Here is a 23,793-nt window from a genome sequence, read left to right on the forward strand (position 1 = left end):
AGTGGCACCTTCGCTTTTCCCCGGCGGCGCTGACCGCTTAACGCAGACTTCTAGGGTTTTTCATGACGCGCTACATCTTCGTCACGGGTGGTGTTGTTTCTTCATTGGGGAAAGGCATCGCCTCGGCTTCATTGGCGGCCATCCTGGAGGCGCGGGGCCTGAAGGTCACGATGCTCAAGCTGGACCCTTACATCAACGTGGATCCGGGCACCATGAGCCCGTTCCAGCACGGTGAGGTGTTCGTCACCCACGACGGCGCCGAGACCGACCTCGACCTTGGTCACTACGAGCGGTTCATCCGCACCACGATGACCAAGAGCAACAACTTCACCACCGGCCGCGTCTACGAAGACGTATTGCGTCGCGAGCGCCGTGGTGACTACTTGGGCGCCACCATCCAGGTCATCCCGCACATCACTGACGAAATCAAGCGCCGCATCATCAAAGGCGCTGGCGATGCCGACGTCGCGCTGGTGGAGGTTGGCGGCACGGTCGGCGACATCGAGTCGCAACCCTTTCTTGAGGCGATCCGCCAGCTTCGCGTCGAAGTGGGCGCGAAACGCGCGATGCTGATGCACCTGACGCTGGTCCCTTATATCGCCACGGCTGGTGAAACCAAGACCAAGCCAACCCAGCATTCGGTGAAGGAGCTGCGCTCCATCGGTCTGCAGCCAGACGTACTGGTATGCCGCTCCGACCATCCGATCGACGTCTCCTCAAGGCGCAAGATTGCTCTGTTTACCAACGTCGAAGAGCGCGCGGTGATCAGCCTTGAGGACGTTGACACCATCTACAAGATTCCTGGTGTCCTCCATGCTCAGGGGCTGGACGATTTTGTGGTAGAGCGCTTCGGTCTGGAGTGCGGCGGCGCCGACCTGTCCGAGTGGGATCGTGTGGTCGACGCCAAACTGAACCCGGAGCGGGAAGTCACCATTGCCATGGTCGGCAAGTACATGGAACTTCTGGATGCGTACAAATCTCTGATCGAAGCAATGAGCCATGCTGGCATCCAGAGCCGTACCAAAGTGAACCTTCGCTACATTGATTCCGAAGACATCGAAAACCAGGGCACCAGCCTGCTGGAAGGCATGGATGCGATCCTGGTTCCGGGTGGTTTCGGGCTGCGCGGCGTGGAAGGCAAGATCGCCACCGTCAAATATGCTCGCGAGAACAAGATTCCCTACCTCGGCATCTGCCTCGGCATGCAGGTTGCGGTGATCGAGTTCGCTCGTGACGTGCTTGGCTGGACCGACGCCAATTCCACCGAGTTCGACAAGGACAGCACCCATCCGGTCGTGGGTCTGATCACCGAGTGGGAAGATGCCACCGGTGCTGTGGAAACCCGCAGCGATGCGTCAGACCTGGGTGGCACCATGCGTTTGGGTGCGCAGGAATGCGGTCTGGAGGCAGGCTCCAATGTGTTCGCCTGCTACGGCAAGGAGCGCATCATCGAGCGTCATCGCCATCGCTATGAAGTGAACAATAACCTGCTGCCGCAACTGCAGGCCGCTGGCCTGAAGATCACCGGTCGCTCCGGTGACGGCGCGTTGGTCGAAGTGGTCGAGGCGCCAGATCATCCCTGGTTCGTGGCCTGCCAGTTCCACCCTGAATTCACATCCACACCGCGCGACGGTCATCCGCTGTTCAGTGGCTTCGTCAAGGCAGCGCTGGATTACAAGGCGGGCAAGGCATGAGTCAGAAGACCATTCGCGTCGGCAGTATCGAGATCGCCAACGACAAGCCATTCGTGTTGTTTGGCGGGATGAACGTGCTGGAGTCTCGCGATCTTGCACTGCAGATCTGCGAAACCTATGTAAAGGTCACCGAGAAGCTCGGGATTCCCTATATTTTCAAGGCCAGCTTCGACAAGGCCAATCGCTCCTCGATCAACTCCTTCCGAGGCCCTGGCCTGGAAGAGGGGATGCGCATCTTTGAAGAAGTGAAGAAGACCTTCGGCGTTCCGGTGATCACCGACGTACACGAGCCTCACCAGGCACAGCCGGTGGCCGAGGTGTGCGACATCATTCAGCTGCCGGCCTTCCTCTCGCGCCAGACCGATCTGGTGGTGGCGATGGCGAAGACCGGTGCGGTGATCAATATCAAGAAGGCGCAGTTCCTCGCGCCGCAGGAAATGAAGCACATCCTCACCAAGTGTGAAGAAGCCGGCAATGATCAACTGATTCTCTGCGAACGCGGCTCCTCATTTGGCTACAACAACCTGGTCGTCGACATGCTCGGCTTCGACATCATGAAGCGGATGCAATATCCGGTGATCTTCGATGTCACACATGCGCTGCAGATGCCGGGTGGCCGCGCCGACTCGGCTGGCGGTCGTCGCGCACAGGTTACCGATCTGGCCAAGGCCGGTCTCAGCCAAGGGCTGGCCGGGTTGTTCCTTGAGGCCCATCCGGATCCGGAAAATGCCAAGTGCGATGGTCCTTGTGCATTGCGTTTGGACAAGCTCGAACCCTTCCTCACCCAGCTCAAGCAGCTGGATGATCTGATCAAGAATTTTGCGCCAATCGAAACTGCTTGAAGCCTTGAAGCTATCTACGGAGTGTTAATAAAAATGGCAAAGATCGTCGACATCAAAGGGCGTGAGGTTCTCGACTCCCGTGGCAATCCCACTGTTGAAGCGGACGTTATCCTGGATAACGGCATTACTGGTAGCGCCTGTGCGCCGTCCGGTGCTTCCACTGGGTCCCGCGAGGCGCTGGAACTGCGCGATGGCGACAAGAGCCGTTACATGGGCAAGGGAGTGCTGAAGGCTGTCAGCAACATCAATGGGCCTATCCGTGATCTGCTGCTGGGTAAGGATCCGCTGGATCAGAAGGCGCTGGACCGCGCCATGATTGAGCTGGACGGTACCGAAAACAAAGCCTCGCTGGGTGCCAACGCCATTCTTGCCGTGTCGTTGGCTGCTGCCAAAGCCGCTGCGCAGGACCAAGATTTGCCGCTCTACGCGCACATTGCCAACCTCAATGGCACGCCGGGTGAGTACTCCATGCCGGTGCCGATGATGAACATCATCAACGGTGGTGAACATGCCGACAACAATGTCGACATTCAGGAGTTCATGGTTCAGCCCGTCGGCGCCAAGACATTCGCTGATGCGCTGCGCATGGGCGCCGAAATCTTTCACCACCTGAAAGCGGTGTTGAAGGCCCGTGGCCTGAGCACTTCGGTTGGTGACGAAGGTGGCTTCGCACCGAACCTGGCATCCAACGAAGACGCCCTGGCAGCCATCGCAGAAGCGGTGGCTAACGCCGGTTATACGCTGGGTGATGACGTCACCCTGGCGCTTGATTGCGCTTCCAGCGAGTTCTTCGAGAACGGTAAATACGACCTCGCCGGTGAAGGCAAAGTCTTCGACGCCGCCGGTTTTGCTGACTACCTGGCGGGCCTGGCCGACCGCTACCCGATCATCTCCATCGAAGACGGCATGGATGAGTCCGACTGGGCTGGCTGGAAGGTTCTGACCGACAAGATCGGTAGCAAAGTTCAGCTGGTGGGCGACGACCTGTTCGTAACCAACACCAAGATCCTCAAGGAAGGCATCGAGAAGGGCATCGGTAACTCGATCCTGATCAAGTTCAACCAGATCGGTTCGCTGACCGAAACCCTGGAAGCCATCCAGATGGCCAAGGCTGCTGGTTACACGGCGGTGATTTCGCACCGCTCCGGCGAAACCGAAGACAGCACCATCGCCGACTTGGCAGTAGGAACGGCTGCCGGCCAGATCAAGACTGGTTCACTGTGCCGCTCGGACCGCGTATCCAAGTACAACCAGCTGCTTCGTATCGAAGAGCAGCTTGGCGGGAAAGCGGCTTACAAGGGACGTGCCGAGTTTCGCGGCTAATCTGGCTATCGCTAGAAAAGCTGGGGCATGCTAGAAAAGGGCGGCGTTAGTCGCCCTTTTTTGTGGATAACGGTCAGCGCTGTTAAGGTCGCCGCAAGGCGATGCGCTAGCCAGCAAAGGAAAGCCGGGCCATGTCGCTGACCGCCGCTTATACAACGTCACTGGAAACCAATCGAATTCGATCCATGCCCTCCATGCGCAGTCCCTACTGGTTGTTTGTTGTCCTGATTCTGCTCCTGGGTGGCTTGCAGTATCGCCTGTGGGTGGGCGAGGGCAGCCTCGCCCAGGTCAGCGGGCTGAACAAACAGATCGCTGAGCAGCAGGGCGAGAACCAGCGGTTGCTTGAGCGCAACCGAATTCTCGAAGCCGAGGTCAGAGAGCTCAAGCAGGGTATGGAAACTGTGGAAGAGCGTGCTCGGCATGAGTTGGGCATGGTCAAAGAGGGCGAAACTCTCTTTCAGCTCACCGAATGAGCGTAGAAAATCTCCCGTCTTATTGGGTCGTGATTCCGGCTGCCGGCATTGGCAGTCGCATGCGAGCCGACCGTCCCAAGCAGTATCTGCAGCTGGCTGGAAGGACAATCCTGGAACACACCCTGGATTGTTTCCTGGGTCATCCCCAGCTCATGGGACTGGTGGTCTGTCTGGCGCGTGATGATGCCTATTGGCCAGATCTCCCTTGCGCGATAGATCCGCGGGTTCACCGTGCCGATGGCGGTAGCGAGCGAGCTGACTCCGTGCTTGGCGGCCTTCGAAAACTGTCTGGCCTCGGTGCCACGGACAACGACTGGGTGCTGGTGCACGACGCCGCCAGACCCAACCTGACACTCACGGATCTTAATCAGCTGCTGGAGACCCTTGCCACAGATCCCGTTGGTGGGCTGCTCGCCGTGCCGGCGCGCGATACGCTCAAGCGTGCAGATACAGACGGCCGCATCCAGGAGACGGTTGATCGCAGCGTCATCTGGCAGGCGTTTACCCCACAGATGTTCCGGCTTGGGTCGTTGCGCGAGGCCTTGGCGGATGCGCTGGCTAGCGGGGTGGCGGTGACTGATGAAGCGTCCGCGCTTGAATGGGCAGGATACCACCCGCGTTTGGTTGAAGGTCGGGCCGACAATCTGAAGATCACTCGTCCAGAGGATCTTCAATGGCTGGAGCAGCGCTGGAAATCGTGAGTCCAGCGCTGCTCAGAATGCTCGGCACAAAGTAAAGTCGATGCGCTCTGCATAGCAGCTCTAGAGGCGTTGCGATCAGTACCGATAGATTGCAGCGGCACCACTTTGAGTTGGCATGCGTTCGGTAGGCACAGCAATCACCTCACCGCCTTGCTCCAGCGTCCATATGGTCAACTCGTCGAGCAGGTCGGACGTCGTCGCGGTGTCATCTTCCACTGCGACCGCCTTACCCTGCTGCTTGTCCACAACTCCTGGAATCTGACGCTCCGCCTCTACCAGAAGCGTGGCAACGCGGCCTTCGAGTGTCGCCTGGCCAATCTGCTCAAGCTGATCGGTAGCCAGTCCCTGACCGTGCGAGACGCCGTATTGGTTGATGAAGCCTTCCAGACGCTTGATGTAGCGCGGCTGCACGACCATCCAGCTCTTTTGCCGAAGTTCGTCATGGCTCAGCAACGACGCATCGCTTTCGATCCCTTCCGAAAGCATGAACTCGTTGTGGCTGAGTTTGCGAAAGTGAAACTGATGCTCCGGCAATGCGGCGAGGATCAGCGGCAGTCGCGACTTGCGGCTGTGGTGCTCGAGAATTGCGCGGTCCACTTCACGGAAGAAACGCTCCCGGTCTCGATCGATTTCGTCTTGGCGGCCAGCGCCACCGCTTTCTACCTGCATTGGGTCGCCACGCTCGCTGGCGCGGCTGTAGCCTTGCGGGAAGCCGGTCTGCCCCTTCTCGGTCAGATCGCGCCCCAATGCTTCCTCAAGTGTTTTCGGTACCCCGTCGCCCAAGCGGACCTCGTCGATGCCGTCGCGGTTGCCTTCGAATAAACGAACCGAGTTGAGGGTGATCGCCAGTATCTGATAGCGATCAGCAGACTGCGCGATACGCAGTAGCGGCTTGAGGTGCATTCGATCATTGGCGACGGCGAGCTCGGGAACGCTGCGTTGCAAGCGGAATACTTCGAAATAATCCACCGCACCGAAGACGGCAAGTCCATCACGGTTGGAATTCCAGAAGTCGGGATCATTCATCAGGTCTTGGAACGGCTTAAGTAATGCTTTGGCCTGATCCCCCCGGCCTTGTTGCTTGAGCGAGTCTTCCAGCTCACGGAGGAGGTGCTTGAAGCGAATCGGGTCCTGCTGACGCTCGGGGAAACTGCGGTGGGTGGGCTGATAAAGTGACAGGCAGGGCGCTTCGCGTTTTGCCAGCAGTTGGGACATGGTTTCTCGATCGAGCAATCTGTTCATGTACGGCCTCACTCGTTGTCAGATGGTTCGGTTCCTCACGGGTGACGATAGGCCCGCTTTGGCGGGTCGCATAGGCGGCGTTCAGTGGTGATTGAGTTTCTTGTCCAGTGCATGGGCTAGTGCGTGGTTTAGCTTTTCGGCACAGCCGTCGATAGCCATATTCAGCGAGTCCGCCTTGTGGCTGGTCGAGATGGGCTCGTGCCCTTTGACGCGTGCTTCCATCTGGCAGCGCTTATCCTGCGGACCACTTTTGCCGCTGTTCTCGTCGTTGAGATGAACTTCGACTCGGGTCAGCTGATCGTCGAAGCGCTCCAGTTCGCTCTCGACCGTCGCCTTCACGTGCTCCTCAAGGTTGCTGGTCACGTCGACGCTATGATTGCTGTTCACCAGAATCTGCATGATGTCCTCCTGATTGAATGGCCGGCTCGCTCAAGCAGAGGGCCGGAGGCACCGGCTTCAGGATTTCGACGTGGTGGGTTAATTCGGGTTCCGCCTGACGCTGGCAGTCGGACGCGCGGCGCAGTCGCAACTCAATTGCGTTCGTTGCGGTATTCAGGGCGGCTTGCCAGGCCCTGCTTCAATGCCTGGATCAATAGCCGGACCTTTGGCAAGGGATAGCGCCGCTGCGGATAGACGGCCCATACGGCTGTATTCGGCGGCTGATAGGTTTCGAGCAAGGACACCAGTTCACCGCGGCGCAGCGGTTCCTGGACGTAATAGTCCGGTAGCTGGCATAGCCCGAAGCCCCGTAGTGCAGCGTCCAGCACCGCCTGGCCGCTGTTGCAACGCCAGTTGCCCGAGGGCTTGAAAGGTTGCTCGCGGCCTTCGATCTGCAACGTCCAGGTATCAACGGTGCCTATCAGGCAATTGTGCCGCGCCAGCTCGGAAAGCGTGTGAGGCCGGCCGTAGCGTTCGAGGTAGCTCGGTGCCGCGCACAGATACATCGCCCGCGGGGCGATGCGCGTAGCGACCAGCCGTGATTCGCTGAGTCGGCCCAGGCGTATGGCCAGGTCGTAACCTTCCTGCACCAGATCGAGCGTGCGGTTTGACAATTCAATGTCGACCCGCAATTGAGGGTGCTGCGCCATGAATTCGTTTACCAGCGGCACGATGAAGCGTTCGCCGTACGCGACTGCAGCGGTCATCCGCAGTAACCCTGTGGGGGCGGCATGCAGGTCGCTGATGGCGTGAAAGGCTTCGTCGCGCTCCTCGATCAAACGTTGGCAGCGAGAGAGAAAGGTATGGCCGGCTTCGGTCAGCGATACACGGCGGGTGGTGCGATAGAGCAAGCGGGCCTGCAGACGTTCCTCAAGCCGCGCCACTTGCCGACTTACATGGGATGACGATACGCGCAGATGTTCGGCGGCGCGCATGAAGCTGCCCGCTTCAGCGACTGCCACGAATTCGTCCAAGCCTTCCCAGCGGTTCATAAGCGATCCTTTCGGTATAGGGCTGAATTATCCCTGTATGGCAATAATGTTTTCACGATCAGCTTATTAACCCTGTCCGCTGATAAAACTACACTGCGCTTCACCATTCATCCACGAGTAAAGCCAGCCATGACCATCAAGTCCCGTGCCGCAGTCGCGTTTGCCCCCAATCAGCCTCTGCAAATTGTCGAAGTGGACGTCGAGCCGCCCAAAGCTGGCGAGGTGCTGGTGCGCATCGTTGCGACTGGCGTCTGCCACACCGACGCGTACACGCTCTCCGGCGAAGACTCGGAAGGTGTCTTCCCATGCATCCTTGGTCACGAAGGGGGCGGCATCGTCGAAGCTGTCGGCGAGGGCGTTACCTCGGTGGCGGTGGGCGATCACGTGATCCCGCTGTACACCGCCGAATGCCGCCAGTGCAAATTCTGCAAATCCGGCAAGACCAACCTCTGCAGCTCGGTGCGCGCGACCCAGGGCAAGGGCCTAATGCCGGACGGCACCACGCGGTTTTCCTACAACGGCCAGCCGATTTACCACTACATGGGTACTTCGACGTTTTCCGAATACACCGTGTTGCCTGAGGTTTCGGTAGCGAAGATTCCCAAGGAAGCGCCACTGGACAAGGTCTGCCTGCTGGGTTGCGGCGTAACCACCGGGATCGGTGCGGTACTCAACACCGCCAAGGTTGAAGAGGGCGCGACAGTAGCGGTCTTCGGCCTGGGCGGCATCGGCCTGGCAGCGATCATCGGCGCAAAGATGGCCAAGGCCAGCCGAATCATCGCGATCGACATCAATCCGTCCAAGTTCGCCATCGCCGAAGAACTGGGCGCGACCGACTTCGTCAATCCGAAGGATTACGACAAGCCGATCCAGGAAGTCATCGTCGAGATGACCGATGGTGGCGTTGACTATTCATTCGAGTGTGTCGGCAACGTCCAGCTGATGCGCGCCGCGCTGGAATGTGCCCACAAGGGTTGGGGCGAATCGGTGATCATCGGTGTGGCCGGCGCGGGTCAGGAGATCAGCACTCGTCCGTTTCAGCTAGTGACGGGCCGCGTCTGGCGTGGCAGCGCCTTCGGCGGCGTCAAAGGGCGCACCGAATTGCCGGGCTATGTGGAGAAGGCTCAGACCGGTGAGATCCCGCTGGATACCTTCATCACCCACAATATGGGGCTGGACGAGATCAACCATGCGTTTGACCTGATGCATGAAGGCAAGAGCATTCGGACCGTCATCCACTATTGATTTCGCATGTCGGGCCGTGGTGCTTTGCCTTGCCCTGGCGAACACCACCGGCCCGCTTCAGGAGGGCCCATGAGCCTCGAGAACATTTCCTGCCAGAAGAGCTTCGGTGGCTGGCACAAGCGCTATCGCCACCGCTCTGCCAGCTTGAACTGCGACATGGTGTTTGCCGTATACCTGCCGCCTCAGGCGGAGCAGGGCGAAAAGCTGCCCGTGCTGTACTGGCTGTCCGGCTTGACCTGTACCGATGAAAACTTCATGCAGAAAGCGGGTGCGCATCGACTTGCAGCAGAACTTGGCTTGATCATCGTCGCGCCAGATACCAGCCCTCGTGGGCCTGATGTGCCTGATGATCCGGACGCTGCCTATGATTTCGGTCTAGGGGCGGGTTTCTACCTCAATGCGACTCAGGATCCATGGGCCCAGCATTACCGTATGCACGACTACGTGGTTGATGAGCTGCCTGCGCTGATCGAGGCAAACTTCCCGGTCTCTGATAAGCGCGGCATCAGTGGACACTCCATGGGCGGTCACGGTGCGCTGGTGTGCGCCTTGAAGAATCCTGGCCGCTACCAGTCGCTGTCGGCCTTCGCGCCGATCACCAGTCCGGCCGACTGCCCGTGGGGTGAAAAGGCCTTTTCCAATTACCTCGGTGAAGATCGTTCTCGCTGGCGTGAATGGGATGCCTGCGCCTTGATCGCCAAGGCGCAGGAGAAGTTGCCGATACTGGTCGACCAAGGTGATCGTGATGACTTCATGGTCAACCAGTTGAAGCCTGAGGCGTTGGTATCAGCCGCAAGAGCGGCGGATCATCCGCTGACGATGCGTATCCAGCCTGGCTACGATCACAGCTACTACTTCATCAGCAGCTTTATCGACGATCATCTGCGTCATCATGCGCAGGCGCTTAAGGCTTGAGGTGTGTTGCGTTTGCCGTTGAGCTGGCTGTTTTGCGATAGCAGAACCTTTTCTCTCGGGGAGGTGGCTTACCACTGATTGCTTTCACGGTGGATAGATCGCTGTAGCGTTGCGGGCAGCGCAAATGCCCAGGCCTATCGATGCAAGGCGTTGCGCGTCATCAGCGGCAAGCACAAAAAAGGCCCGACCGGTTACCCGGTCGGGCCTTCCATCGCAAGGAGCTAGAGCGATGGATAATCGGTGAAACCTTCGGCACCTTTCGCATAGAACAACTCAGGCCGAGGCTCGTTGAGCGGAGCGTCCTTGCGTAGGCGTTCGACCAGGTCGGGGTTGGCGATGTAGGGGATGCCGAATGCAACCGCGTCGGCTTTACCTTCTTCAAGCCAAGCGTTGGCCTGTTCTTTGGTAAAGCGCTCGTTGGCGATGTAAACGCCGCCGAAGATTTCTTTCAATTGCGGTCCGAGGCTGTCCTCGCCAGCTTTCTCACGGGTGCAGATAAAGGCGATACCGCGCTTGCCCAGCTCACGTGCGACATAACCGAAGGTTTCTGCACGGTTGGAGTCGCCCATGTCGTGAGCGTCGGCTCGTGGGGCCAGGTGCACGCCCACGCGGCCAGCGCCCCAGACCCCAACCGCAGCGTCCGTGACTTCCAGCAGGAGACGTGCACGGTTTTCCAGTGATCCGCCGTACTGATCGGTGCGCTGGTTGGTGCTGTCCTGAAGGAACTGGTCGAGTAGGTAACCGTTGGCACCGTGAATTTCCACGCCGTCGAAACCTGCTTCCCGCGCGTTTTCGGCCCCCTTGCGGTACGCTTCGACGATGCCGGCGATTTCTTCGGTCTCGAGGGCGCGTGGGGTTTCGAATTCCTTCATCGGCCTGACCAGGCTGACATGACCTGCGGGCTTGATGGCGCTAGGGGCGACCGGAAGCTGGCCGTCCAGGTATAACGGGTCGGAAATCCGGCCAACGTGCCAGAGCTGCAGGACGATCTTGCCGCCCTTGGCGTGGGCCGCATCGGTTACCTTTCTCCAGCCCTGTACCTGCTCGGCCGACCAGATCCCAGGAGTGTCGGGGTAACCGACGCCCATCGGTGTGACCGAGGTGGCTTCGCTGATGATCAGGCCTGCGTCGGCCCGCTGGGTGTAGTACTCGACAATCAGGTCACCCGGCACGCGGCCAGGCTCAGCACGGCAACGGGTCAGCGGGGCCATGATGATGCGGTTGGCCAGTTCCAGTTCGCCAATCTTGATCGGGTCGAAAAGTGTGGGCATAGCGATGCTGCTCCTTACAAGGTGAGGACTGCGAAGCTCAGAGTTCACGGCCAAGACGGGTTACGAGGGCTTCAATAGCCGGTTCATTGCGTTTGAAAAAATGCCACTGACCGACCTTGCGGTTGGTGATCAGTCCCGCTCGTTGCAGTGTTGCCAGATGGGCCGAAACCGTGGACTGCGACAGCCCGGCGCGCTGGTCGATCTGCCCGGCGCACACACCGTTTTCAAGCGAATGGTGCTGCTCGGAAAAATAGCGTTGCGGCTCTTTCAGCCAAGCCAGAATCTCCCGCCGCAACGGGTGGGCAATTGCCTTGAGCATGTCGTCCAGTTCTTCGGGCATGGTGTCGTCCGGTTCGTATATCGCGATGGGGCGAACTATATATCGGTAAAAAACGATATGGGATCGATTCGGTTAATGGTCGTTATCGTTGATATTGATCTGGAGGGTTCCTGCCGCTGCGACTCCAATGGTTGCTGCTGTCCTGTAGAATCGCGGGCTGATCTTTTCGAGGGCATATGACTATGCGAATCGGCCACGGCTACGACGTGCATCGTTTTGGTGAGGGCGACTTCGTTACCCTCGGCGGGGTACAGATTTCTCACAAGTTCGGCCTGCTCGCGCATTCGGACGGTGACGTGTTGCTGCACGCCCTGAGCGATGCATTGCTTGGCGCGGCGGCGCTTGGTGATATCGGTAAGCACTTCCCGGATACCGATCCGGCCTTCAAGGGGGCCGATAGCCGCGTCCTGCTGCGTCATGTGCTCAAACAGGTGCAAAGCAAGGGCTGGAAGGTTGGCAACATTGACGCCACCATCGTTGCCCAGGCACCCAAGATGGCTCCACATATCGAATCCATGCGAACCCTGATCGCCGAAGACCTGCAAGTCGGCCTGGATCAGGTCAACGTCAAGGCCACCACTACCGAGAAGCTTGGTTTTACCGGACGTGAAGAAGGCATTGCCGTGCATGCCGTCGCGCTGCTGGTCGGCGCATGACCGAGGATCAGTTGCTCGGCCCAACGGCACATGGAGGGGCCTGTGGCTCCGCCGTGCTCAAGGCTGTGGCGGAGGACTTCCAGGTCGACGAGGTGCTCGACATCCCTTTGTCTGGTGCCGGTGAGCATCTGTGGCTCTGGGTGGAGAAGCGCAACCTCAACACCGAGGAGGCTGCGCGACGCCTGGCGCGGGCTGCTGGCGTTCCGGTGCGCAATATCAGCTATGCCGGCTTGAAAGATCGTCAGGCTCTGACCCGCCAGTGGTTCAGTCTGCATCTGCCGGGCAAAGCTGATCCTGCACTGGCCGCGGCCGAAGACGAAACCCTGATGATTCTCCAGAGCGGCCGTCATCAGCGAAAACTGCAGCGCGGTGCCCACACGGCCAATGGCTTTACCCTTCGCTTGACGGAGCTGAAGGCTGATCACGCCGAACTCGATGCGCGTCTCGAGCGAATCAAGAGGGAAGGTGTACCCAACTATTTTGGCCTGCAGCGCTTCGGTCATGAGGGAGGAAATGTCCACGGCGCCCGCGAGTATGCGGATAGGCAAGAGCTTCCGGTACAGCGCAATCTCCGCTCGCGTCTGCTATCGGCGGGGCGTAGTTATCTGTTCAATCGAGTGTTAGCTGAACGAGTTGCGGCGGGTAGTTGGAATCAGGCGCGGGTCGGTGATCTGCTGGCCTTCACCGACAGCCGCAGCTTCTTTCCTGCCGGCGAGGCTGAATGCAGCGATCCAAGGCTGGCCGTGCTGGATCTGCATCCGACCGGTCCGCTCTGGGGCGCCGGTGAGTCGCCCGCCTCGGGCGATGTTCAAGCACTGGAGATGCAGGTTTCCGCAACGGAGCCGTCAATCGCCAAGTGGCTCGCAGAAGCCGGAATGAAGCATGAACGGCGCATTCTTCGCCTCCCAATGGGCGGCTTGTCGTGGCATTATCCCGAGCCTGACATTCTGCAACTTGAATTCGTCCTGCCGACCGGATGCTTTGCCACTGCTGTGGTGCGCGAACTGGTCAGCCTGGCAGGGCAGACGGACATCTGATGCGTATTCTGATCGCCAACGACGACGGGGTGTATGCACCTGGGCTCGCCGCGCTTTATGACGCGCTGGCGGATTATGCCGAGTGCAGGGTGGTGGCCCCAATCCAGGACATGAGTGGCGCCAGCAGTGCGCTGACCCTGGATCGCCCGCTTCATACCACGACCATGCCGAATGGTTTTATCGGCGTGAACGGCACGCCGACGGATTGTGTTCACCTGGGCATCAACGGCCTGCTGGAAGACGTGCCCGACATGGTGGTTTCCGGTATTAATCTGGGCGCCAATCTTGGCGACGACGTGCTGTATTCCGGTACTGTAGCCGCAGCCATCGAAGGGCGATTCACTGGCAAGCCCGCGTTCGCTTTTTCCCTGGTGTCGCGGCTGACCGACAACCTGCCTACAGCCGCCTACGTCGCGCGCAAGCTGGTCGAGCATCAGGCCTCGCTTGAGCTCCCTCCGCGTACGGTGTTGAGTGTCAATGTTCCAAACCTGCCGCTGGATCACCTGCGCGGCATCCAGCTGACGCGCCTGGGCCATCGAAGCAGGGCCAAGCCGCCTGTGAAGCAGGCTAATCCGCGTGGCAAGGATGGTTACTGGATTTCGGTGGCTGGGGACGTTGAAGACGGCGGGCCAGGCACCGATTTTCATGCGGTAATGCAGGGCTACGTTTCGATTACGCCATTGCAGTTGGACCGAACCTTTCATGAGGCCTTCGATGGCCTCAACAGTTGGCTGGAGGGCGTGTTGTGAACCGCGGATCCGATGACCTGCTGCGCCACGGCACTGGGATGACCTCGCAACGCACTCGTGACCGACTGATTCAGCGGCTCTACGAGGAAGGGTTGTCAGACCCTCGCGTGCTTGAGGTGATTCGGCGCACGCCGCGCCACCTGTTCGTTGATGAAGCACTGTCTCACCGCGCCTACGAAGACACCGCGCTGCCTATCGGCCATAACCAGACCATCTCGCAGCCCTTCATGGTGGCGCGTATGAGTGAACTGCTGTTGGCTGACGGCCCATTGGACAAGGTGCTGGAGATAGGCACGGGTTCCGGCTACCAGACAGCGGTATTGGCGCAGCTGGTGGAGCGGGTGTTCTCCGTCGAGCGTATTCAGGCTCTGCAGGATCGCGCCAAAGAGCGCCTGGTCGAACTCAAGTTGCGCAATGTGGTCTTTCGCTGGGGTGATGGCTGGGAGGGCTGGCCTGCGCTGGCTCCTTACAACGGCATCATCGTTACCGCGGCGGCAGCCGACGTGCCCCAGGCTCTGCTCGATCAACTGGCCCCCGGCGGACGGCTGGTGATTCCGGTCGGGGTTGGCGAAGTCCAGCAATTGATGCTGATCATTCGAGAGGAAGACGGTTTTTCCCGCCATTTGCTGGATACCGTGCGCTTCGTGCCGCTGCTCAATGGACCTGTAGTTTGATCACAGCGGATGAAAGCATGAAAAACGCGTTGCTGTTGTACGCCAAAGGCATGGCGATGGGTGCGGCTGATGTGGTGCCCGGCGTCTCGGGCGGAACCGTGGCATTCATAACCGGAATCTACGATGAATTGCTGCGCTCCATCGGTGCGGTGCCAAACGCCATCCCGGCTTTGTTGAAGGGGCGCATCGCCGAAGCATGGCGCATCGCCAACGCTAGCTTTCTACTGGTGCTGTTCGCCGGCATTCTGACCAGTGTGCTCAGCCTGGCGAAATTGATTACCTATCTGCTCGAGCAGCATCCGATTCCGGTGTGGTCTTTCTTCTTTGGTCTGATTCTGGTTTCCGTGCATTTAGTCAGCAAGGAAATCCAGCGTCGCAACCTGTCGCGGTTGGTCAGTTTGTGTCTTGGCGTCGGTTTTGCCTACTGGATTACTGTTGCCGCGCCCATGCAGTGGAGTACCAGCAGCGTCAGCCTGTTTTTTGCTGGCGCCATCGCCATCTGCGCCATGATCCTGCCGGGTATATCCGGCAGCTTCATTCTGGTGCTGCTCGGCCTTTACCCCGTGGTTCTAGGCGCAGTCAAAGCCTTGGATCTGGGTGTCATGTTGACCTTTGCCGCCGGTTGCCTAGTCGGCTTGTTGAGCTTTGCACGTGTCCTGAGCTGGGTCCTGCGCCGCTGGCGCGACCTCACTCTGGCGTTTCTTACCGGACTGATGCTTGGTTCGCTGAACAAGGTTTGGCCATGGAAAGAAACGCTCACCTGGCGCACCAACTCGCACGGTGAACAAGTGCCGCTGCTGGAGCAGAACCTCCTGCCGGGCGCCTATGGCGATCTGACCGGGCAGGATCCGCAGCTTTTGCTGGCGATCTTGCTCGCGGTAGCCGGTATCGCCCTGGTGCTTGGGTTGGAGTGGTTTGCCGGACGTCACCAGCCAGTCGCGCAAAGCGTCTGAACCGACTTTGTCGATCTTAGGGAGCGGGTATTGAAGCTCACAGCCAGCACGCGGTGGATACGCAGTTCCTCATTCCGTTGCGCGCTTGTCGCCTTGTTGGCGGGTTCGTTATTGGCCGGGTGCGCCAGCTCGCCTTCAGGCGGCGTGAGCGTTGTTGATCGCAATAACCGGGACCGTGTCACCAGCGGCCATTACACGGTTCAGCGCGGCGACTCACTTTGGTCGATTGCTTTCCGCTTTGGCTGGGATTGGCGCGACCTGGCACGGGTGAACAATATCCGTCCGCCGCATGTCATCTATCCGGGTCAGACGATTCGCTTCAGTGGCCAGGCGCCCCGTGCCGTTGCCGCTCGTCCGGAAACCAAAACCCCGCCTCCTGTCCCCCGCACGCCAACCATTGTCACCAACCCGGTGCCAACGCCGCCTCCTTTGACGCGCCCCAGCGCACCGGCGGCCAGACCTGCCGCGCCGATTACTCCTATCAAGGCAGTGACCCGGTCTGCAAGCGGTTGGGCCTGGCCTGCAGGGGGAGTTGTGATCGGTCGATTTTCCTCAAACGGAAGTTTGAATAAAGGCATTGATATCGCCGGGGAATTAGGACAGCCTGTTTTAGCTGCTTCTGATGGGGCTGTTGTGTACGCCGGCAGTGGTTTACGGGGTTACGGCGAACTTGTGATCATCAAGCACAGCGATACCTATGTAAGTGCCTACGGCCATAACCGCAGGCTGCTGGTTCAGGAGGGTCAACAAGTCAAAGCTGGGCAGACCATTGCCGAGATGGGATCGACTGGAACCGACCGGGTGAAACTGCACTTTGAGATTCGCCGCCAAGGCAAGCCTGTAGATCCGCTGCAATACCTGCCAAAGCGATGATTTGATTCAACCTGTTCCGGCCCTAGGAGGGGCTTGAGCGATGCCAGGGAACGCGTGCCGCCCAAGCCTGTTGTCGAACTCAGAACAGGAAAACAATAATGGCTCTCAAAAAAGAAGTGCCGGAGTTTGACGTAGACGATGCTGTTCTACTCATGGAACCGTCTCTGAATGTAGATCCGGATGCCGAGATCTCCCGAGTCGGTTCAGGTGGCACCAAGTCCAAGACCGCAACGGTCAAGCAACACAAATTCATCGATTACACTCGCGCGCTCGACGCCACCCAGCTTTACCTCAACGAAATCGGTTTTTCCCCACTGCTGACGCCCGAGCAGGAAGTGCACTTCGCGCGTCTTGCACAGAAGGGCGATCCGGCGGGGCGCAAGCGCATGATCGAGAGTAATCTGCGGCTGGTCGTGAAGATCGCGCGGCGCTACGTCAATCGCGGTCTGTCCTTGCTGGATCTGGTGGAGGAAGGCAATCTCGGTCTAATTCGCGCGGTTGAGAAGTTCGATCCAGAGCGTGGTTTCCGCTTCTCGACCTACGCCACCTGGTGGATCAGGCAGACGATCGAGCGGGCGATCATGAATCAGACTCGGACCATTCGTTTGCCGATTCATGTGGTCAAGGAGCTGAACGTGTACCTGCGTGCCGCACGCGAGCTCACTCAGAAACTCGATCACGAGCCCAGCCCGGAAGAGATCGCCAACCTGCTCGAAAAGCCGGTTGCTGAGGTCAAGCGTATGCTGGGGCTGAACGAGCGGGTGACCTCTGTTGATGTCTCGCTAGGCCCTGATACTGACAAGACGCTGCTGGATACTCTGACGGATGACCGGCCGAGCGATCCGTGCGAGCTTTTGCTTGACGACGATCTATCCGAGAGCATTGATCAATGGCTTTCCGACTTGACCGAGAAACAGCGGGAAGTGGTTATTCGACGCTTTGGTCTGCGGGGCCATGAAAGCTGCACGCTGGAGGAGGTTGGCCAGGAAATTGGCTTAACGCGTGAGCGGGTTCGGCAGATCCAGGTCGAAGCACTCAAGCGCCTGCGTGAGATTCTGGAGCGCAACGGACTCTCCAGTGAGTCGCTATTCCGCTAGACCCTTTTGTTCTCTGCTCCTTACCTGCTAGGTAAGGAGCACGTCGCTCTTCCCGTCATAGTCTGTCGCGGTACCTTGTCCGGCTGTTATGAAAAGAGGGCAGCATTAGCTCCGTTGCTAATGATTTCCCCATAGGCGATCCGTTGTGTAGGTATTTGCTTACAAGCTTTGTAAGCCAAGCCTGCCAGGCCGGCCGAGTGGATCGCTATAGGGAGAAAAATTTATTGATAACACTATGTTTTTATTGGGAAATTTAATTTTGTTGAATGATGGCATCGTTGCCATCATGCATTTTCCACAGTTGCCGTTGTCGCGCAAAGCTCTAATATTGCAACTGTGTTCAGGGACAAGCACAGCCGGCATGGATGTCGAGCAGGATCAACCGCTGGAAGCGGTTTCATCAGGACGATGAGTAGGAAAAAAAAGGAAGTAGGGAAGGAGGCGGGCGGGGGTTAACCCCCGCCCCTTTTTTTTGCCTGGCATTTTGTTGGGGCGGTGCGCGAACCACTGCATGGGTAGACGGCCTAACAGCCATAACCTATTCAGAGGAGCAAACCATGAACGGCAACGAACGCAATCAACCGGCCCAGCCTGGGCGGGATGAAGAAGATCCGGTTAAACGTAATCCCGATGAGGCTGATGAAGATCAGCTGGATGAGGCGCTCGAAGAGACTTTCCCTGCGAGTGACCCCATATCTCCGTAGTGGCTGGCCGGCGCCCTCCGTTAGTCTGTAAGCAGCCTTTGGCGCAAGGCGGGAAGTACCTGCTCTCGCAGTAAGGGCGCTAGGTGTTCCTGGCGCTCTGCATTTAGATCCAGCCATTTCAGCGCGTCTATTTCCGCCTGTGCCTTTACCGCGCTTTCCAGGCGTGTGAAGTAGACGTCGGCTTCCACCCAATGATCCGGCTCGTTGGCTGCCCTTGACTGGAAATGGCCAAGTGAGTCTAGCAACGACGGGTCTATCCAGAGGCCCAGTTCTTCGAGCAACTCCCTCTCAACTGCTTGCTGAGGCGTTTCGCCTGCTTCGATTTTGCCACCTGGCAACATGAACGCCTGGGTGCCGCGCTTGCGGACAGTCAGGACGCGTCCCGCTTCATCAAGCAGGCAGGCCGTGGCGATTCTGAGAGTGGTGAAAGTCATCGGGTGCTCTCGTTTTCGTGACATAGCGCCACGAGGTTTTTGTGTCGGTTGTACCGCTGCAAGCGGGAGGCGAGCGCCTCTGGCAATACAATGGCCTCAGCGAAGCCCAGTGGTTCATAGAAAGGAACCGTCCTCGGTTCGCAAAACAGCCACACAGGCCCATCGCAGCCAGCCAGTGCCTGCGCAACCAGACGCCTTCCCAGCCCCTGGCCGCGGTGGTTCGGAGTGACCAGCAAGCCGGTAAGCCATTGCCCGTGGACTATGTCTGAAAGGCATAGGCCGGCAAGAATGTCCGAGTGTTCGGCGACCCAATAGCAGGCGCCAGCCGGCGCTCGCATATGGCTGCGATGGGCTCGGTAAAACTTGTTGAGTAAGGCTCGGCATTCACCGGGCAGCTGACGCAGCTGAACGGCTTCCATTAACAGTTCTCCATCTGTGCTGACGGATATTAACCGATGTTTATCTCGTCAACGGGCCAGCTGAGTTGGGCACCAATAGCATCGTTTTGGGTGCTGGGTTCTAGGCCAACAGGCGGGTCGCGGCTCTAAAGCGGCGATCAAGTGGACAGCTTGTTGGTCTCTGCCTGCCTGTGCGAAGGAAGCAGGGCAGGCACGACCGACTATGCCAAGTGAAGTCGTTCGATCCAGACCTATCTGACTCGTCCCGCTGCTATCTAGCGCAACTGGCAAAGCGCTTCACCAATGCTGTGCTGTTGGGGGCAAGAATAAACATGTGATTGGAGCTCTTTGCTATGGCGGCCGTATTGGCCGTAACGTCGTAACGCCGTTTCGCTAGTTTGCCGTTTCGTTTGTTTAATACTAAAAAATAGTGTTTATCTGGCTGGTTCGTTAATTAAAAAAATCATTAAATCCAACGATTTACGATGTATACCTAAAATAAAATGAACAGTCTCGGCGCGTTCCTGTCATTAACAGTGCGCATCAAATAAGTTGCGTATTCCGCCATAGTTAGCAACAACAAGAGGTGTTGTCATGAACAGACTTTTCAAAACTACCCTCCTGGTCGCCGCCATGCTTCCCGCTATTGCAGTTGCCGCTCCAGTGGCAGGTGATCGCGAAGTAACCTTGGGTGGTGCGGGCAGCAGCGATAAGGACTTCGACGATACAGTGTTCTCCCTACAGGGTAGTTGGGGTACATACCTGGACGAGTCCTCCATGTGGGGCGTACGGCAAACCGTGAATGCTCGGGATTCAGAAGGGGAAAGCGTGCAGTTCGACGGTTCCACCCGTGTGTTCTACGACTATCACTTCGGTAGCGGCAACACCCGTCCCTTCATCGGGGTGAGTGTGGGCGGGATTTACGGCGAGGAGGTTGATGAGACCTTCATGGGCGGTCCGGAAGTCGGTATCAAATACTGGGTACAGGACAAGACGTTCATCACTGCTATGGCCGAGTATCAATTCCTCTTCAAAAGTGGAAGCGATGCGCGGGATCGTTACGATGACGGTGCGTTCTTTTACAGCGTCGGTATCGGCTACAACTACTGAGGCCTACGAGTGCGATGTTTAACCGCATCGCACTTGCTCTTTATGTCGAGCTAAAAAAGATTAATCCGTGCAGGCTTGCTTCATGGATAAAGAGACCCGATTGCTGGGCGAATAAGAGTCTTGCCGGTCCGCTTGAACGCGGCAACAAGTACTTCGCAGACCGGTTAATCTAGCTATCCAAAGATGACGCCGGGAATCGGACAATCTCGATGCCGCTTCCCTAGAAATCCTTCCGCATCACCGACTGCTTTGTTGCTCCACCGAGGCAACCGATCTTCTCTAATCACGTTGGCCGCGTCGCTCAGCGTGACCTAGCCAGTGTCGACTACGCAGGATTGACGCGGCGAGGCGCCAGAGACTCGGCCTCGTAGCTGACCGAGCTAGATCACAGTTGTGGTTAACTGTCCGGGGCATGCCCGCCGGCCTGCCTGAAGAATCCGTTCTGCAGGGACTCGCAGCTGAATCAACAAGTAGTCAGCAAACGCATCGGTATATCCCTGCCTGGCAATCGCCAGCTCCATGCATTTAAGCCAGGCATCGCGCTCGGCTTCGCCCACTGTCCAGCGAGTGTGGAACTGCGGAATGCTGATGCTGCCGTAGTGTTCCGCGTAGCGACGTGGGCCGCCCAGCCAGCCGCAAAGAAACGCAGCCAGCCTCTTGCGTGACTCGGCCAGATCGCATGGGTACAGGTGGCGGACGCAGCGAGCGTCTTCGAGTTCGTCCATGATCAGGTAGAAGTCTTCGACCAGGCGAGCCAAGCCAGACTCGCCACCGGCTGCCTGGAATGAAGCATCGCCCGTACCAAACGGAACGTCAGTTGTAGTACTTATGTTAAGCCCTCGAAATGGCAGCGGGCCGGGGAGATTGATCCAGAGCAACGGATGCGGTTTTGGCACTCAAGCGCGCTTGGATGATGGTCTATGCTGTCGTCAAATCCGGTTGGAGACTCGCTATGCGCAACATTCTTCTCGCTTATGACGGTTCGGACAATGCCAAGCGGGCATTGCAATACATCATCGATTTTGCCGCCGATGTGCCTAAGCCGCCGCAGGTGCATGTGCTGAACGTACAGCAGGAGCCGGTGCTCTACGGCGAATTCGTTACCGCGGGTACGGTTGATGAGCTGAACCAGAGCTTTATCGACAAATCGAACCGTACTCTTGCAGATGCCGCTACAGCGCTGCAGACGGCCGGGATTCCACACCAGACTCACGCAATTTTGGGTAACGTGGCTGAGCAGGTTAATGATGCGGTGCAGCGCTTCGGCTGTGACACGGTGGTAATGGGAACCCGCGGTCTGGGTAGCTTTACCGGCATGCTGATGGGCTCGGTCGCCAATCGGGTCGTGCATGAAGTATCGGTGCCGGTCCTGCTGGTGAAGTAACCGGCGCCGCAATACCGGGCTGGACTCAGTCCGGTTTTTTCTTGAGAAGATCGCCCAGGTTGGCGAAGGCCTTAAAGGTTTCCTTCGGACCTAGGTCACCGCCTGGTTTCGACTCGGCGTAGTACTGATTGTCGGTGTAACGCGAGTGCTCGTTGTCGTGGCAGTACAGGCAGAGCAACTCCCAGTTCGAGCCGTCTTCCGGGTTGTTGTCGTGGTTGTGGTCCTTGTGATGGACCGTCAGCTCGCTCAGGCGCTTGCCTGAGAACTCCCTTGCGCAACGTCCGCAGACCCAGGGGTACATCTTCAGGGCCTTCTCACGATAACCCTGCTCGCGCTGTGCGTAGGGCGTATTGGGTTTGTTTGTACTCATCGCTGTGCCTCTAGCTCAACGGTTGCAGTGTTTGTTAGCCGGCCAGGCCGACATAGACATTCTGTACATCATCATGGGCGTCGATGGCGCTGAGAAAGGCTTCGACTTCTTCCAGTTCGGCCTCGGACAGCGTCGTGACGGGATTCTTCGGACGGTAGCCGAGCTGTGCCGACTGGACAGTGAAGCCATGCTCCGGCAGAGCCCGGCAGACCACGTCCATGTCGGTGGCATCGCTGATGAACAGTGTGGCACCGTCTTCAGCGGCTTCGAAATCTTGGGCGCCCGCTTCGATGGCGGCCAGTTCAGCATCGGCATCGGCGCTAGCCGGCGCTGCTTCGATCATGCCGCAGTGATCGAAATCCCAGGCGACCGAGCCGGAGGCGCCGAGCTGGCCCTTGCGAAACAGCACGCGGATCTCGGCCACAGTGCGGTTAACGTTGTCGGTCAGGCATTCGACGATCACCGGGACCTGATTAGGGGCGAAGCCTTCATAGGTGGTGCGCTCATAGTTGACGCTCTCCCCAAGCAAGCCCGCACCTTTCTTGATCGCGCGTTCCAGGGTCTCACGGGGCATCGAGGCCTTCTTGGCCTGCTCGACTACCAGGCGCAAGCGAGGATTCATGTCCGGGTCAGCGCCGCTGCGGGCCGCGATCATGATTTCCTTGGACAGTTTGCCGAAGGTGCGTCCCTTGGCGTTGGCTGCCGCTTCCTTATGTTTCGCTTTCCACTGTGCGCCCATGAATGTTCTCGTGATTGGTGAAGTTGATGGAGATCGACTGACGGCGATTCTAGCCGTTGCGGCGGCAGCAGGCACGGGCCGCGCGCAACTCCAGCGATGCGGCAGGACGTATGGCGCTTCTGCCTGTCGACTGTAACGCCCAATTGCCTGCCTGCTGTATGAGTACGCGATCGACACACGCGGCTTTAATGCGTTTTTATCTGGGGAACTGTGCCATGTCGCCAAAGGACCTGATGCTGGCCCTGGTTGTGATCGTTGTCTGGGGCATGAACTTCGTCGTAATCAAGGTCGGCCTGGATGACATCCCGCCGATGCTGCTGGGCGCACTGCGTTTCATGCTCGCTGCGTTTCCGGCGGTGCTGTTTATCAAACGGCCACAAATGCCGCTGCGCTGGCTACTGGCATACGGCGGGACCATATCGCTCGGTCAGTTCGCTTTTCTATTCTCCGCGATGAAGGTCGGCATGCCTGCTGGCCTGGCCTCCCTGGTTTTGCAGTCGCAGGCATTTTTCACGCTGTTCTTTGCCGTTCTGTTTCTTGGCGAACGGCTCCGTGCAAGCAATCTGGTCGGGTTGGTGATTGCCGCTGGTGGATTACTGCTGATTGGCATGCAAGGCGATCGCAGCATGACACTGGCCGGTTTCCTGCTGACCATCTGCGCAGCCTCGATGTGGGCAATGGGCAATATCGTCACCCGCAAGGTGGGCAAGGTGAATCTGGTTGGGCTGGTGGTATGGGGCAGTCTGATCCCACCCATTCCGTTCTTCGCCCTGTCTTGGGTGCTGGAGGGGCCGGAAGCGATCAAGGGCGCGCTGGGCGGGTTCGGGATGGATTCGGCGCTGGTGCTGATCTACCTGGCCTTCGGTGCGACGATTCTTGGCTACGGGCTCTGGAGCAGACTGCTGTCCCGCTATCCGGCGAATACCGTTGCGCCTTTCTCACTGTTGGTGCCCGTCGTCGGCCTGACCTCTGCTGCCGCACTGCTAGATGAGCATCTGGGCCTGTTGCAGGCGGCCGGTGCATTGCTGGTCATGCTGGGGCTGGGGATCAATGTAGGCGGAGGCTGGGTGGTCAGCCGAGTGCGCACTGCCTTTGGTAGCTCGACAGCCTGACAGCAAAACGCCCCGCGACGGCATGCC

General features: G+C 58.6%; 29 protein-coding genes. 19 read left to right on the forward strand and 10 right to left on the reverse strand.

The window, feature by feature from the left end:
* Positions 1-62 precede the first annotated feature (62 nt).
* The 5 genes from ACSSNI_RS09775 to ispD all read left to right on the forward strand — a co-directional run bounded on the left by ACSSNI_RS09775 (position 63) and on the right by ispD (position 5,033).
* Positions 63-1,694 (forward strand): CTP synthase, encoded by a 1,632-nt coding sequence (locus ACSSNI_RS09775; RefSeq protein WP_148924637.1) that lies wholly within the window; start codon positions 63-65, stop codon positions 1,692-1,694.
* Positions 1,691-2,536: a 3-deoxy-8-phosphooctulonate synthase gene (gene kdsA, locus ACSSNI_RS09780; RefSeq protein WP_102834878.1), complete on the forward strand. Its 846-nt coding sequence runs from the start codon at positions 1,691-1,693 to the stop codon at positions 2,534-2,536. Before ACSSNI_RS09775 ends, kdsA begins: the two co-directional genes overlap by 4 nt.
* Before the next feature lie 33 nt (positions 2,537-2,569).
* Complete coding sequence (gene eno / locus ACSSNI_RS09785; protein WP_200637670.1) at positions 2,570-3,859, forward strand: phosphopyruvate hydratase; 1,290 nt, start codon at positions 2,570-2,572, stop codon at positions 3,857-3,859.
* 194 nt (positions 3,860-4,053) lie between these two features.
* Positions 4,054-4,332 carry a cell division protein FtsB gene (gene ftsB / locus ACSSNI_RS09790; RefSeq protein ID WP_073301032.1) on the forward strand — a complete coding sequence of 93 codons (279 nt, stop codon included), beginning with the start codon at positions 4,054-4,056 and terminating at the stop codon, positions 4,330-4,332.
* Positions 4,329-5,033 carry a 2-C-methyl-D-erythritol 4-phosphate cytidylyltransferase gene (gene ispD / locus ACSSNI_RS09795; RefSeq protein WP_200637671.1) on the forward strand — a complete coding sequence of 235 codons (705 nt, stop codon included), beginning with the start codon at positions 4,329-4,331 and terminating at the stop codon, positions 5,031-5,033. Before ftsB ends, ispD begins: the two co-directional genes overlap by 4 nt.
* Before the next feature lie 75 nt (positions 5,034-5,108).
* Here ispD and ACSSNI_RS09800 read toward each other — a convergent pair whose 3' ends face one another.
* The 3 genes from ACSSNI_RS09800 to ACSSNI_RS09810 form a co-directional block, all read right to left on the reverse strand.
* On the reverse strand, positions 5,109-6,275 hold the full coding sequence (locus ACSSNI_RS09800; RefSeq protein ID WP_200637672.1) for a baeRF3 domain-containing protein: 1,167 nt from the start codon (positions 6,273-6,275) through the stop codon (positions 5,109-5,111).
* Between the two features lie 81 nt (positions 6,276-6,356).
* Entirely contained in the window at positions 6,357-6,674 is a 318-nt protein-coding gene (gene hpf, locus ACSSNI_RS09805; RefSeq protein WP_102834874.1) for a ribosome hibernation-promoting factor, HPF/YfiA family, read from the reverse strand.
* A 131-nt stretch (positions 6,675-6,805) separates the two neighbouring features.
* A complete protein-coding gene (locus ACSSNI_RS09810) occupies positions 6,806-7,705 on the reverse strand; it encodes a LysR family transcriptional regulator (protein ID WP_102834873.1) in 900 nt (299 codons plus the stop codon).
* A gap of 129 nt (positions 7,706-7,834) precedes the next feature.
* On the opposite strand from ACSSNI_RS09810, the gene ACSSNI_RS09815 reads away from it, so the two are divergent.
* Positions 7,835-8,950 carry an S-(hydroxymethyl)glutathione dehydrogenase/class III alcohol dehydrogenase gene (locus tag ACSSNI_RS09815; protein ID WP_102834872.1) on the forward strand — a complete coding sequence of 372 codons (1,116 nt, stop codon included), beginning with the start codon at positions 7,835-7,837 and terminating at the stop codon, positions 8,948-8,950.
* Between the two features lie 69 nt (positions 8,951-9,019).
* Positions 9,020-9,865, forward strand: coding sequence for an S-formylglutathione hydrolase (gene fghA / locus ACSSNI_RS09820; RefSeq protein WP_200637673.1), 846 nt, complete (start codon positions 9,020-9,022; stop codon positions 9,863-9,865).
* 221 nt (positions 9,866-10,086) lie between these two features.
* On the opposite strand, the gene ACSSNI_RS09825 is transcribed toward fghA, so the two are convergent.
* On the reverse strand, positions 10,087-11,136 hold the full coding sequence (locus ACSSNI_RS09825) for an alkene reductase (protein ID WP_200637674.1): 1,050 nt from the start codon (positions 11,134-11,136) through the stop codon (positions 10,087-10,089).
* Between the two features lie 37 nt (positions 11,137-11,173).
* Positions 11,174-11,476 carry an ArsR/SmtB family transcription factor gene (locus tag ACSSNI_RS09830; protein WP_102834869.1) on the reverse strand — a complete coding sequence of 101 codons (303 nt, stop codon included), beginning with the start codon at positions 11,474-11,476 and terminating at the stop codon, positions 11,174-11,176.
* Between the two features lie 182 nt (positions 11,477-11,658).
* Here ACSSNI_RS09830 and ispF point away from each other — a divergent pair, with 182 nt between their 5' ends.
* The 9 genes from ispF (at position 11,659) to ACSSNI_RS09875 (ending at position 18,219) form a co-directional block, all read left to right on the forward strand.
* Positions 11,659-12,132 (forward strand): 2-C-methyl-D-erythritol 2,4-cyclodiphosphate synthase, encoded by a 474-nt coding sequence (gene ispF, locus ACSSNI_RS09835; RefSeq protein WP_200638169.1) that lies wholly within the window; start codon positions 11,659-11,661, stop codon positions 12,130-12,132.
* Positions 12,129-13,169 (forward strand): tRNA pseudouridine(13) synthase TruD, encoded by a 1,041-nt coding sequence (gene truD, locus ACSSNI_RS09840; RefSeq protein WP_200637675.1) that lies wholly within the window; start codon positions 12,129-12,131, stop codon positions 13,167-13,169. Before ispF ends, truD begins: the two co-directional genes overlap by 4 nt.
* The gene (gene surE / locus ACSSNI_RS09845) at positions 13,169-13,918 is read left to right on the forward strand and encodes a 5'/3'-nucleotidase SurE (protein ID WP_200637676.1); all 750 of its coding nucleotides are present in this window, start codon (positions 13,169-13,171) and stop codon (positions 13,916-13,918) included. The genes truD and surE overlap by 1 nt, the downstream gene beginning before the upstream one ends.
* Positions 13,919-13,956: 38 nt before the next feature.
* Positions 13,957-14,592 (forward strand): protein-L-isoaspartate(D-aspartate) O-methyltransferase, encoded by a 636-nt coding sequence (locus tag ACSSNI_RS09850; protein WP_029404859.1) that lies wholly within the window; start codon positions 13,957-13,959, stop codon positions 14,590-14,592.
* Between the two features lie 17 nt (positions 14,593-14,609).
* A complete protein-coding gene (locus tag ACSSNI_RS09855; RefSeq protein WP_200637678.1) occupies positions 14,610-15,545 on the forward strand; it encodes a polyprenyl-phosphate transporter in 936 nt (311 codons plus the stop codon).
* Between the two features lie 30 nt (positions 15,546-15,575).
* Positions 15,576-16,418, forward strand: coding sequence for a peptidoglycan DD-metalloendopeptidase family protein (locus ACSSNI_RS09860; protein WP_418952662.1), 843 nt, complete (start codon positions 15,576-15,578; stop codon positions 16,416-16,418).
* A gap of 98 nt (positions 16,419-16,516) precedes the next feature.
* On the forward strand, positions 16,517-17,515 hold the full coding sequence (gene rpoS / locus ACSSNI_RS09865; protein ID WP_102834865.1) for an RNA polymerase sigma factor RpoS: 999 nt from the start codon (positions 16,517-16,519) through the stop codon (positions 17,513-17,515).
* Positions 17,516-17,750: 235 nt separating this feature from the next.
* Positions 17,751-17,927 carry a hypothetical protein gene (locus tag ACSSNI_RS09870; protein ID WP_448259203.1) on the forward strand — a complete coding sequence of 59 codons (177 nt, stop codon included), beginning with the start codon at positions 17,751-17,753 and terminating at the stop codon, positions 17,925-17,927.
* A 145-nt stretch (positions 17,928-18,072) separates the two neighbouring features.
* Positions 18,073-18,219, forward strand: coding sequence for a hypothetical protein (locus ACSSNI_RS09875; RefSeq protein WP_200637680.1), 147 nt, complete (start codon positions 18,073-18,075; stop codon positions 18,217-18,219).
* A gap of 20 nt (positions 18,220-18,239) precedes the next feature.
* Here the strand turns inward: ACSSNI_RS09875 and ACSSNI_RS09880 are convergent, their stop codons facing one another.
* Together ACSSNI_RS09880 and ACSSNI_RS09885 are read right to left on the reverse strand one after the other, a co-directional pair.
* Positions 18,240-18,653, reverse strand: a complete 414-nt coding sequence (locus tag ACSSNI_RS09880; RefSeq protein WP_234484441.1) for an NUDIX hydrolase — start codon at positions 18,651-18,653, stop codon at positions 18,240-18,242.
* Positions 18,650-19,072 (reverse strand): GNAT family N-acetyltransferase, encoded by a 423-nt coding sequence (locus ACSSNI_RS09885; RefSeq protein WP_325166563.1) that lies wholly within the window; start codon positions 19,070-19,072, stop codon positions 18,650-18,652. The genes ACSSNI_RS09880 and ACSSNI_RS09885 overlap by 4 nt, the downstream gene beginning before the upstream one ends.
* Before the next feature lie 612 nt (positions 19,073-19,684).
* Here ACSSNI_RS09885 and ACSSNI_RS09890 point away from each other — a divergent pair.
* The gene (locus tag ACSSNI_RS09890; protein ID WP_448259206.1) at positions 19,685-20,161 is read left to right on the forward strand and encodes a hypothetical protein; all 477 of its coding nucleotides are present in this window, start codon (positions 19,685-19,687) and stop codon (positions 20,159-20,161) included.
* Between the two features lie 380 nt (positions 20,162-20,541).
* Here ACSSNI_RS09890 and ACSSNI_RS09895 read toward each other — a convergent pair whose 3' ends face one another.
* Positions 20,542-20,991: a group II truncated hemoglobin gene (locus ACSSNI_RS09895; RefSeq protein ID WP_200638173.1), complete on the reverse strand. Its 450-nt coding sequence runs from the start codon at positions 20,989-20,991 to the stop codon at positions 20,542-20,544.
* A gap of 122 nt (positions 20,992-21,113) precedes the next feature.
* Here ACSSNI_RS09895 and ACSSNI_RS09900 point away from each other — a divergent pair, with 122 nt between their 5' ends.
* Positions 21,114-21,545, forward strand: a complete 432-nt coding sequence (locus ACSSNI_RS09900) for a universal stress protein (protein ID WP_200637682.1) — start codon at positions 21,114-21,116, stop codon at positions 21,543-21,545.
* 25 nt (positions 21,546-21,570) lie between these two features.
* On the opposite strand, the gene ACSSNI_RS09905 is transcribed toward ACSSNI_RS09900, so the two are convergent.
* Together ACSSNI_RS09905 and ACSSNI_RS09910 are read right to left on the reverse strand one after the other, a co-directional pair.
* Complete coding sequence (locus ACSSNI_RS09905) at positions 21,571-21,915, reverse strand: YajD family HNH nuclease (RefSeq protein ID WP_148924649.1); 345 nt, start codon at positions 21,913-21,915, stop codon at positions 21,571-21,573.
* A gap of 34 nt (positions 21,916-21,949) precedes the next feature.
* Entirely contained in the window at positions 21,950-22,654 is a 705-nt protein-coding gene (locus ACSSNI_RS09910; RefSeq protein ID WP_200637684.1) for a YebC/PmpR family DNA-binding transcriptional regulator, read from the reverse strand.
* Positions 22,655-22,869: 215 nt separating this feature from the next.
* Here ACSSNI_RS09910 and ACSSNI_RS09915 point away from each other — a divergent pair, with 215 nt between their 5' ends.
* Positions 22,870-23,766: an EamA family transporter gene (locus ACSSNI_RS09915; protein WP_200637686.1), complete on the forward strand. Its 897-nt coding sequence runs from the start codon at positions 22,870-22,872 to the stop codon at positions 23,764-23,766.
* Positions 23,767-23,793: the final 27 nt, after the last annotated feature.

Source organism: Stutzerimonas tianxiuensis (assembly GCF_053470365.1).

Excerpts from the sequence above, each read along its gene's own strand:
- ACSSNI_RS09775 (WP_148924637.1), top strand. The coding sequence starts at position 63 with ATGACGCGCTACATCTTCGTCACGGGTGGTGTTGTTTCTTCATTGGGG.
- kdsA (WP_102834878.1), top strand. The coding sequence starts at position 1,691 with ATGAGTCAGAAGACCATTCGCGTCGGCAGTATCGAGATCGCCAACGAC.
- eno (WP_200637670.1), top strand. The coding sequence starts at position 2,570 with ATGGCAAAGATCGTCGACATCAAAGGGCGTGAGGTTCTCGACTCCCGT.
- ftsB (WP_073301032.1), top strand. The coding sequence starts at position 4,054 with ATGCGCAGTCCCTACTGGTTGTTTGTTGTCCTGATTCTGCTCCTGGGT.
- ispD (WP_200637671.1), top strand. The coding sequence starts at position 4,329 with ATGAGCGTAGAAAATCTCCCGTCTTATTGGGTCGTGATTCCGGCTGCC.
- ACSSNI_RS09800 (WP_200637672.1), bottom strand. The coding sequence starts at position 6,275 with ATGAACAGATTGCTCGATCGAGAAACCATGTCCCAACTGCTGGCAAAA.
- hpf (WP_102834874.1), bottom strand. The coding sequence starts at position 6,674 with ATGCAGATTCTGGTGAACAGCAATCATAGCGTCGACGTGACCAGCAAC.
- ACSSNI_RS09810 (WP_102834873.1), bottom strand. The coding sequence starts at position 7,705 with ATGAACCGCTGGGAAGGCTTGGACGAATTCGTGGCAGTCGCTGAAGCG.
- ACSSNI_RS09815 (WP_102834872.1), top strand. The coding sequence starts at position 7,835 with ATGACCATCAAGTCCCGTGCCGCAGTCGCGTTTGCCCCCAATCAGCCT.
- fghA (WP_200637673.1), top strand. The coding sequence starts at position 9,020 with ATGAGCCTCGAGAACATTTCCTGCCAGAAGAGCTTCGGTGGCTGGCAC.
- ACSSNI_RS09825 (WP_200637674.1), bottom strand. The coding sequence starts at position 11,136 with ATGCCCACACTTTTCGACCCGATCAAGATTGGCGAACTGGAACTGGCC.
- ACSSNI_RS09830 (WP_102834869.1), bottom strand. The coding sequence starts at position 11,476 with ATGCCCGAAGAACTGGACGACATGCTCAAGGCAATTGCCCACCCGTTG.
- ispF (WP_200638169.1), top strand. The coding sequence starts at position 11,659 with ATGCGAATCGGCCACGGCTACGACGTGCATCGTTTTGGTGAGGGCGAC.
- truD (WP_200637675.1), top strand. The coding sequence starts at position 12,129 with ATGACCGAGGATCAGTTGCTCGGCCCAACGGCACATGGAGGGGCCTGT.
- surE (WP_200637676.1), top strand. The coding sequence starts at position 13,169 with ATGCGTATTCTGATCGCCAACGACGACGGGGTGTATGCACCTGGGCTC.
- ACSSNI_RS09850 (WP_029404859.1), top strand. The coding sequence starts at position 13,957 with ATGACCTCGCAACGCACTCGTGACCGACTGATTCAGCGGCTCTACGAG.
- ACSSNI_RS09855 (WP_200637678.1), top strand. The coding sequence starts at position 14,610 with ATGAAAAACGCGTTGCTGTTGTACGCCAAAGGCATGGCGATGGGTGCG.
- rpoS (WP_102834865.1), top strand. The coding sequence starts at position 16,517 with ATGGCTCTCAAAAAAGAAGTGCCGGAGTTTGACGTAGACGATGCTGTT.
- ACSSNI_RS09870 (WP_448259203.1), top strand. The coding sequence starts at position 17,751 with ATGTTTTTATTGGGAAATTTAATTTTGTTGAATGATGGCATCGTTGCC.
- ACSSNI_RS09875 (WP_200637680.1), top strand. The coding sequence starts at position 18,073 with ATGAACGGCAACGAACGCAATCAACCGGCCCAGCCTGGGCGGGATGAA.
- ACSSNI_RS09880 (WP_234484441.1), bottom strand. The coding sequence starts at position 18,653 with ATGACTTTCACCACTCTCAGAATCGCCACGGCCTGCCTGCTTGATGAA.
- ACSSNI_RS09885 (WP_325166563.1), bottom strand. The coding sequence starts at position 19,072 with ATGGAAGCCGTTCAGCTGCGTCAGCTGCCCGGTGAATGCCGAGCCTTA.
- ACSSNI_RS09890 (WP_448259206.1), top strand. The coding sequence starts at position 19,685 with ATGCTTCCCGCTATTGCAGTTGCCGCTCCAGTGGCAGGTGATCGCGAA.
- ACSSNI_RS09900 (WP_200637682.1), top strand. The coding sequence starts at position 21,114 with ATGCGCAACATTCTTCTCGCTTATGACGGTTCGGACAATGCCAAGCGG.
- ACSSNI_RS09905 (WP_148924649.1), bottom strand. The coding sequence starts at position 21,915 with ATGAGTACAAACAAACCCAATACGCCCTACGCACAGCGCGAGCAGGGT.
- ACSSNI_RS09910 (WP_200637684.1), bottom strand. The coding sequence starts at position 22,654 with ATGGGCGCACAGTGGAAAGCGAAACATAAGGAAGCGGCAGCCAACGCC.
- ACSSNI_RS09915 (WP_200637686.1), top strand. The coding sequence starts at position 22,870 with ATGTCGCCAAAGGACCTGATGCTGGCCCTGGTTGTGATCGTTGTCTGG.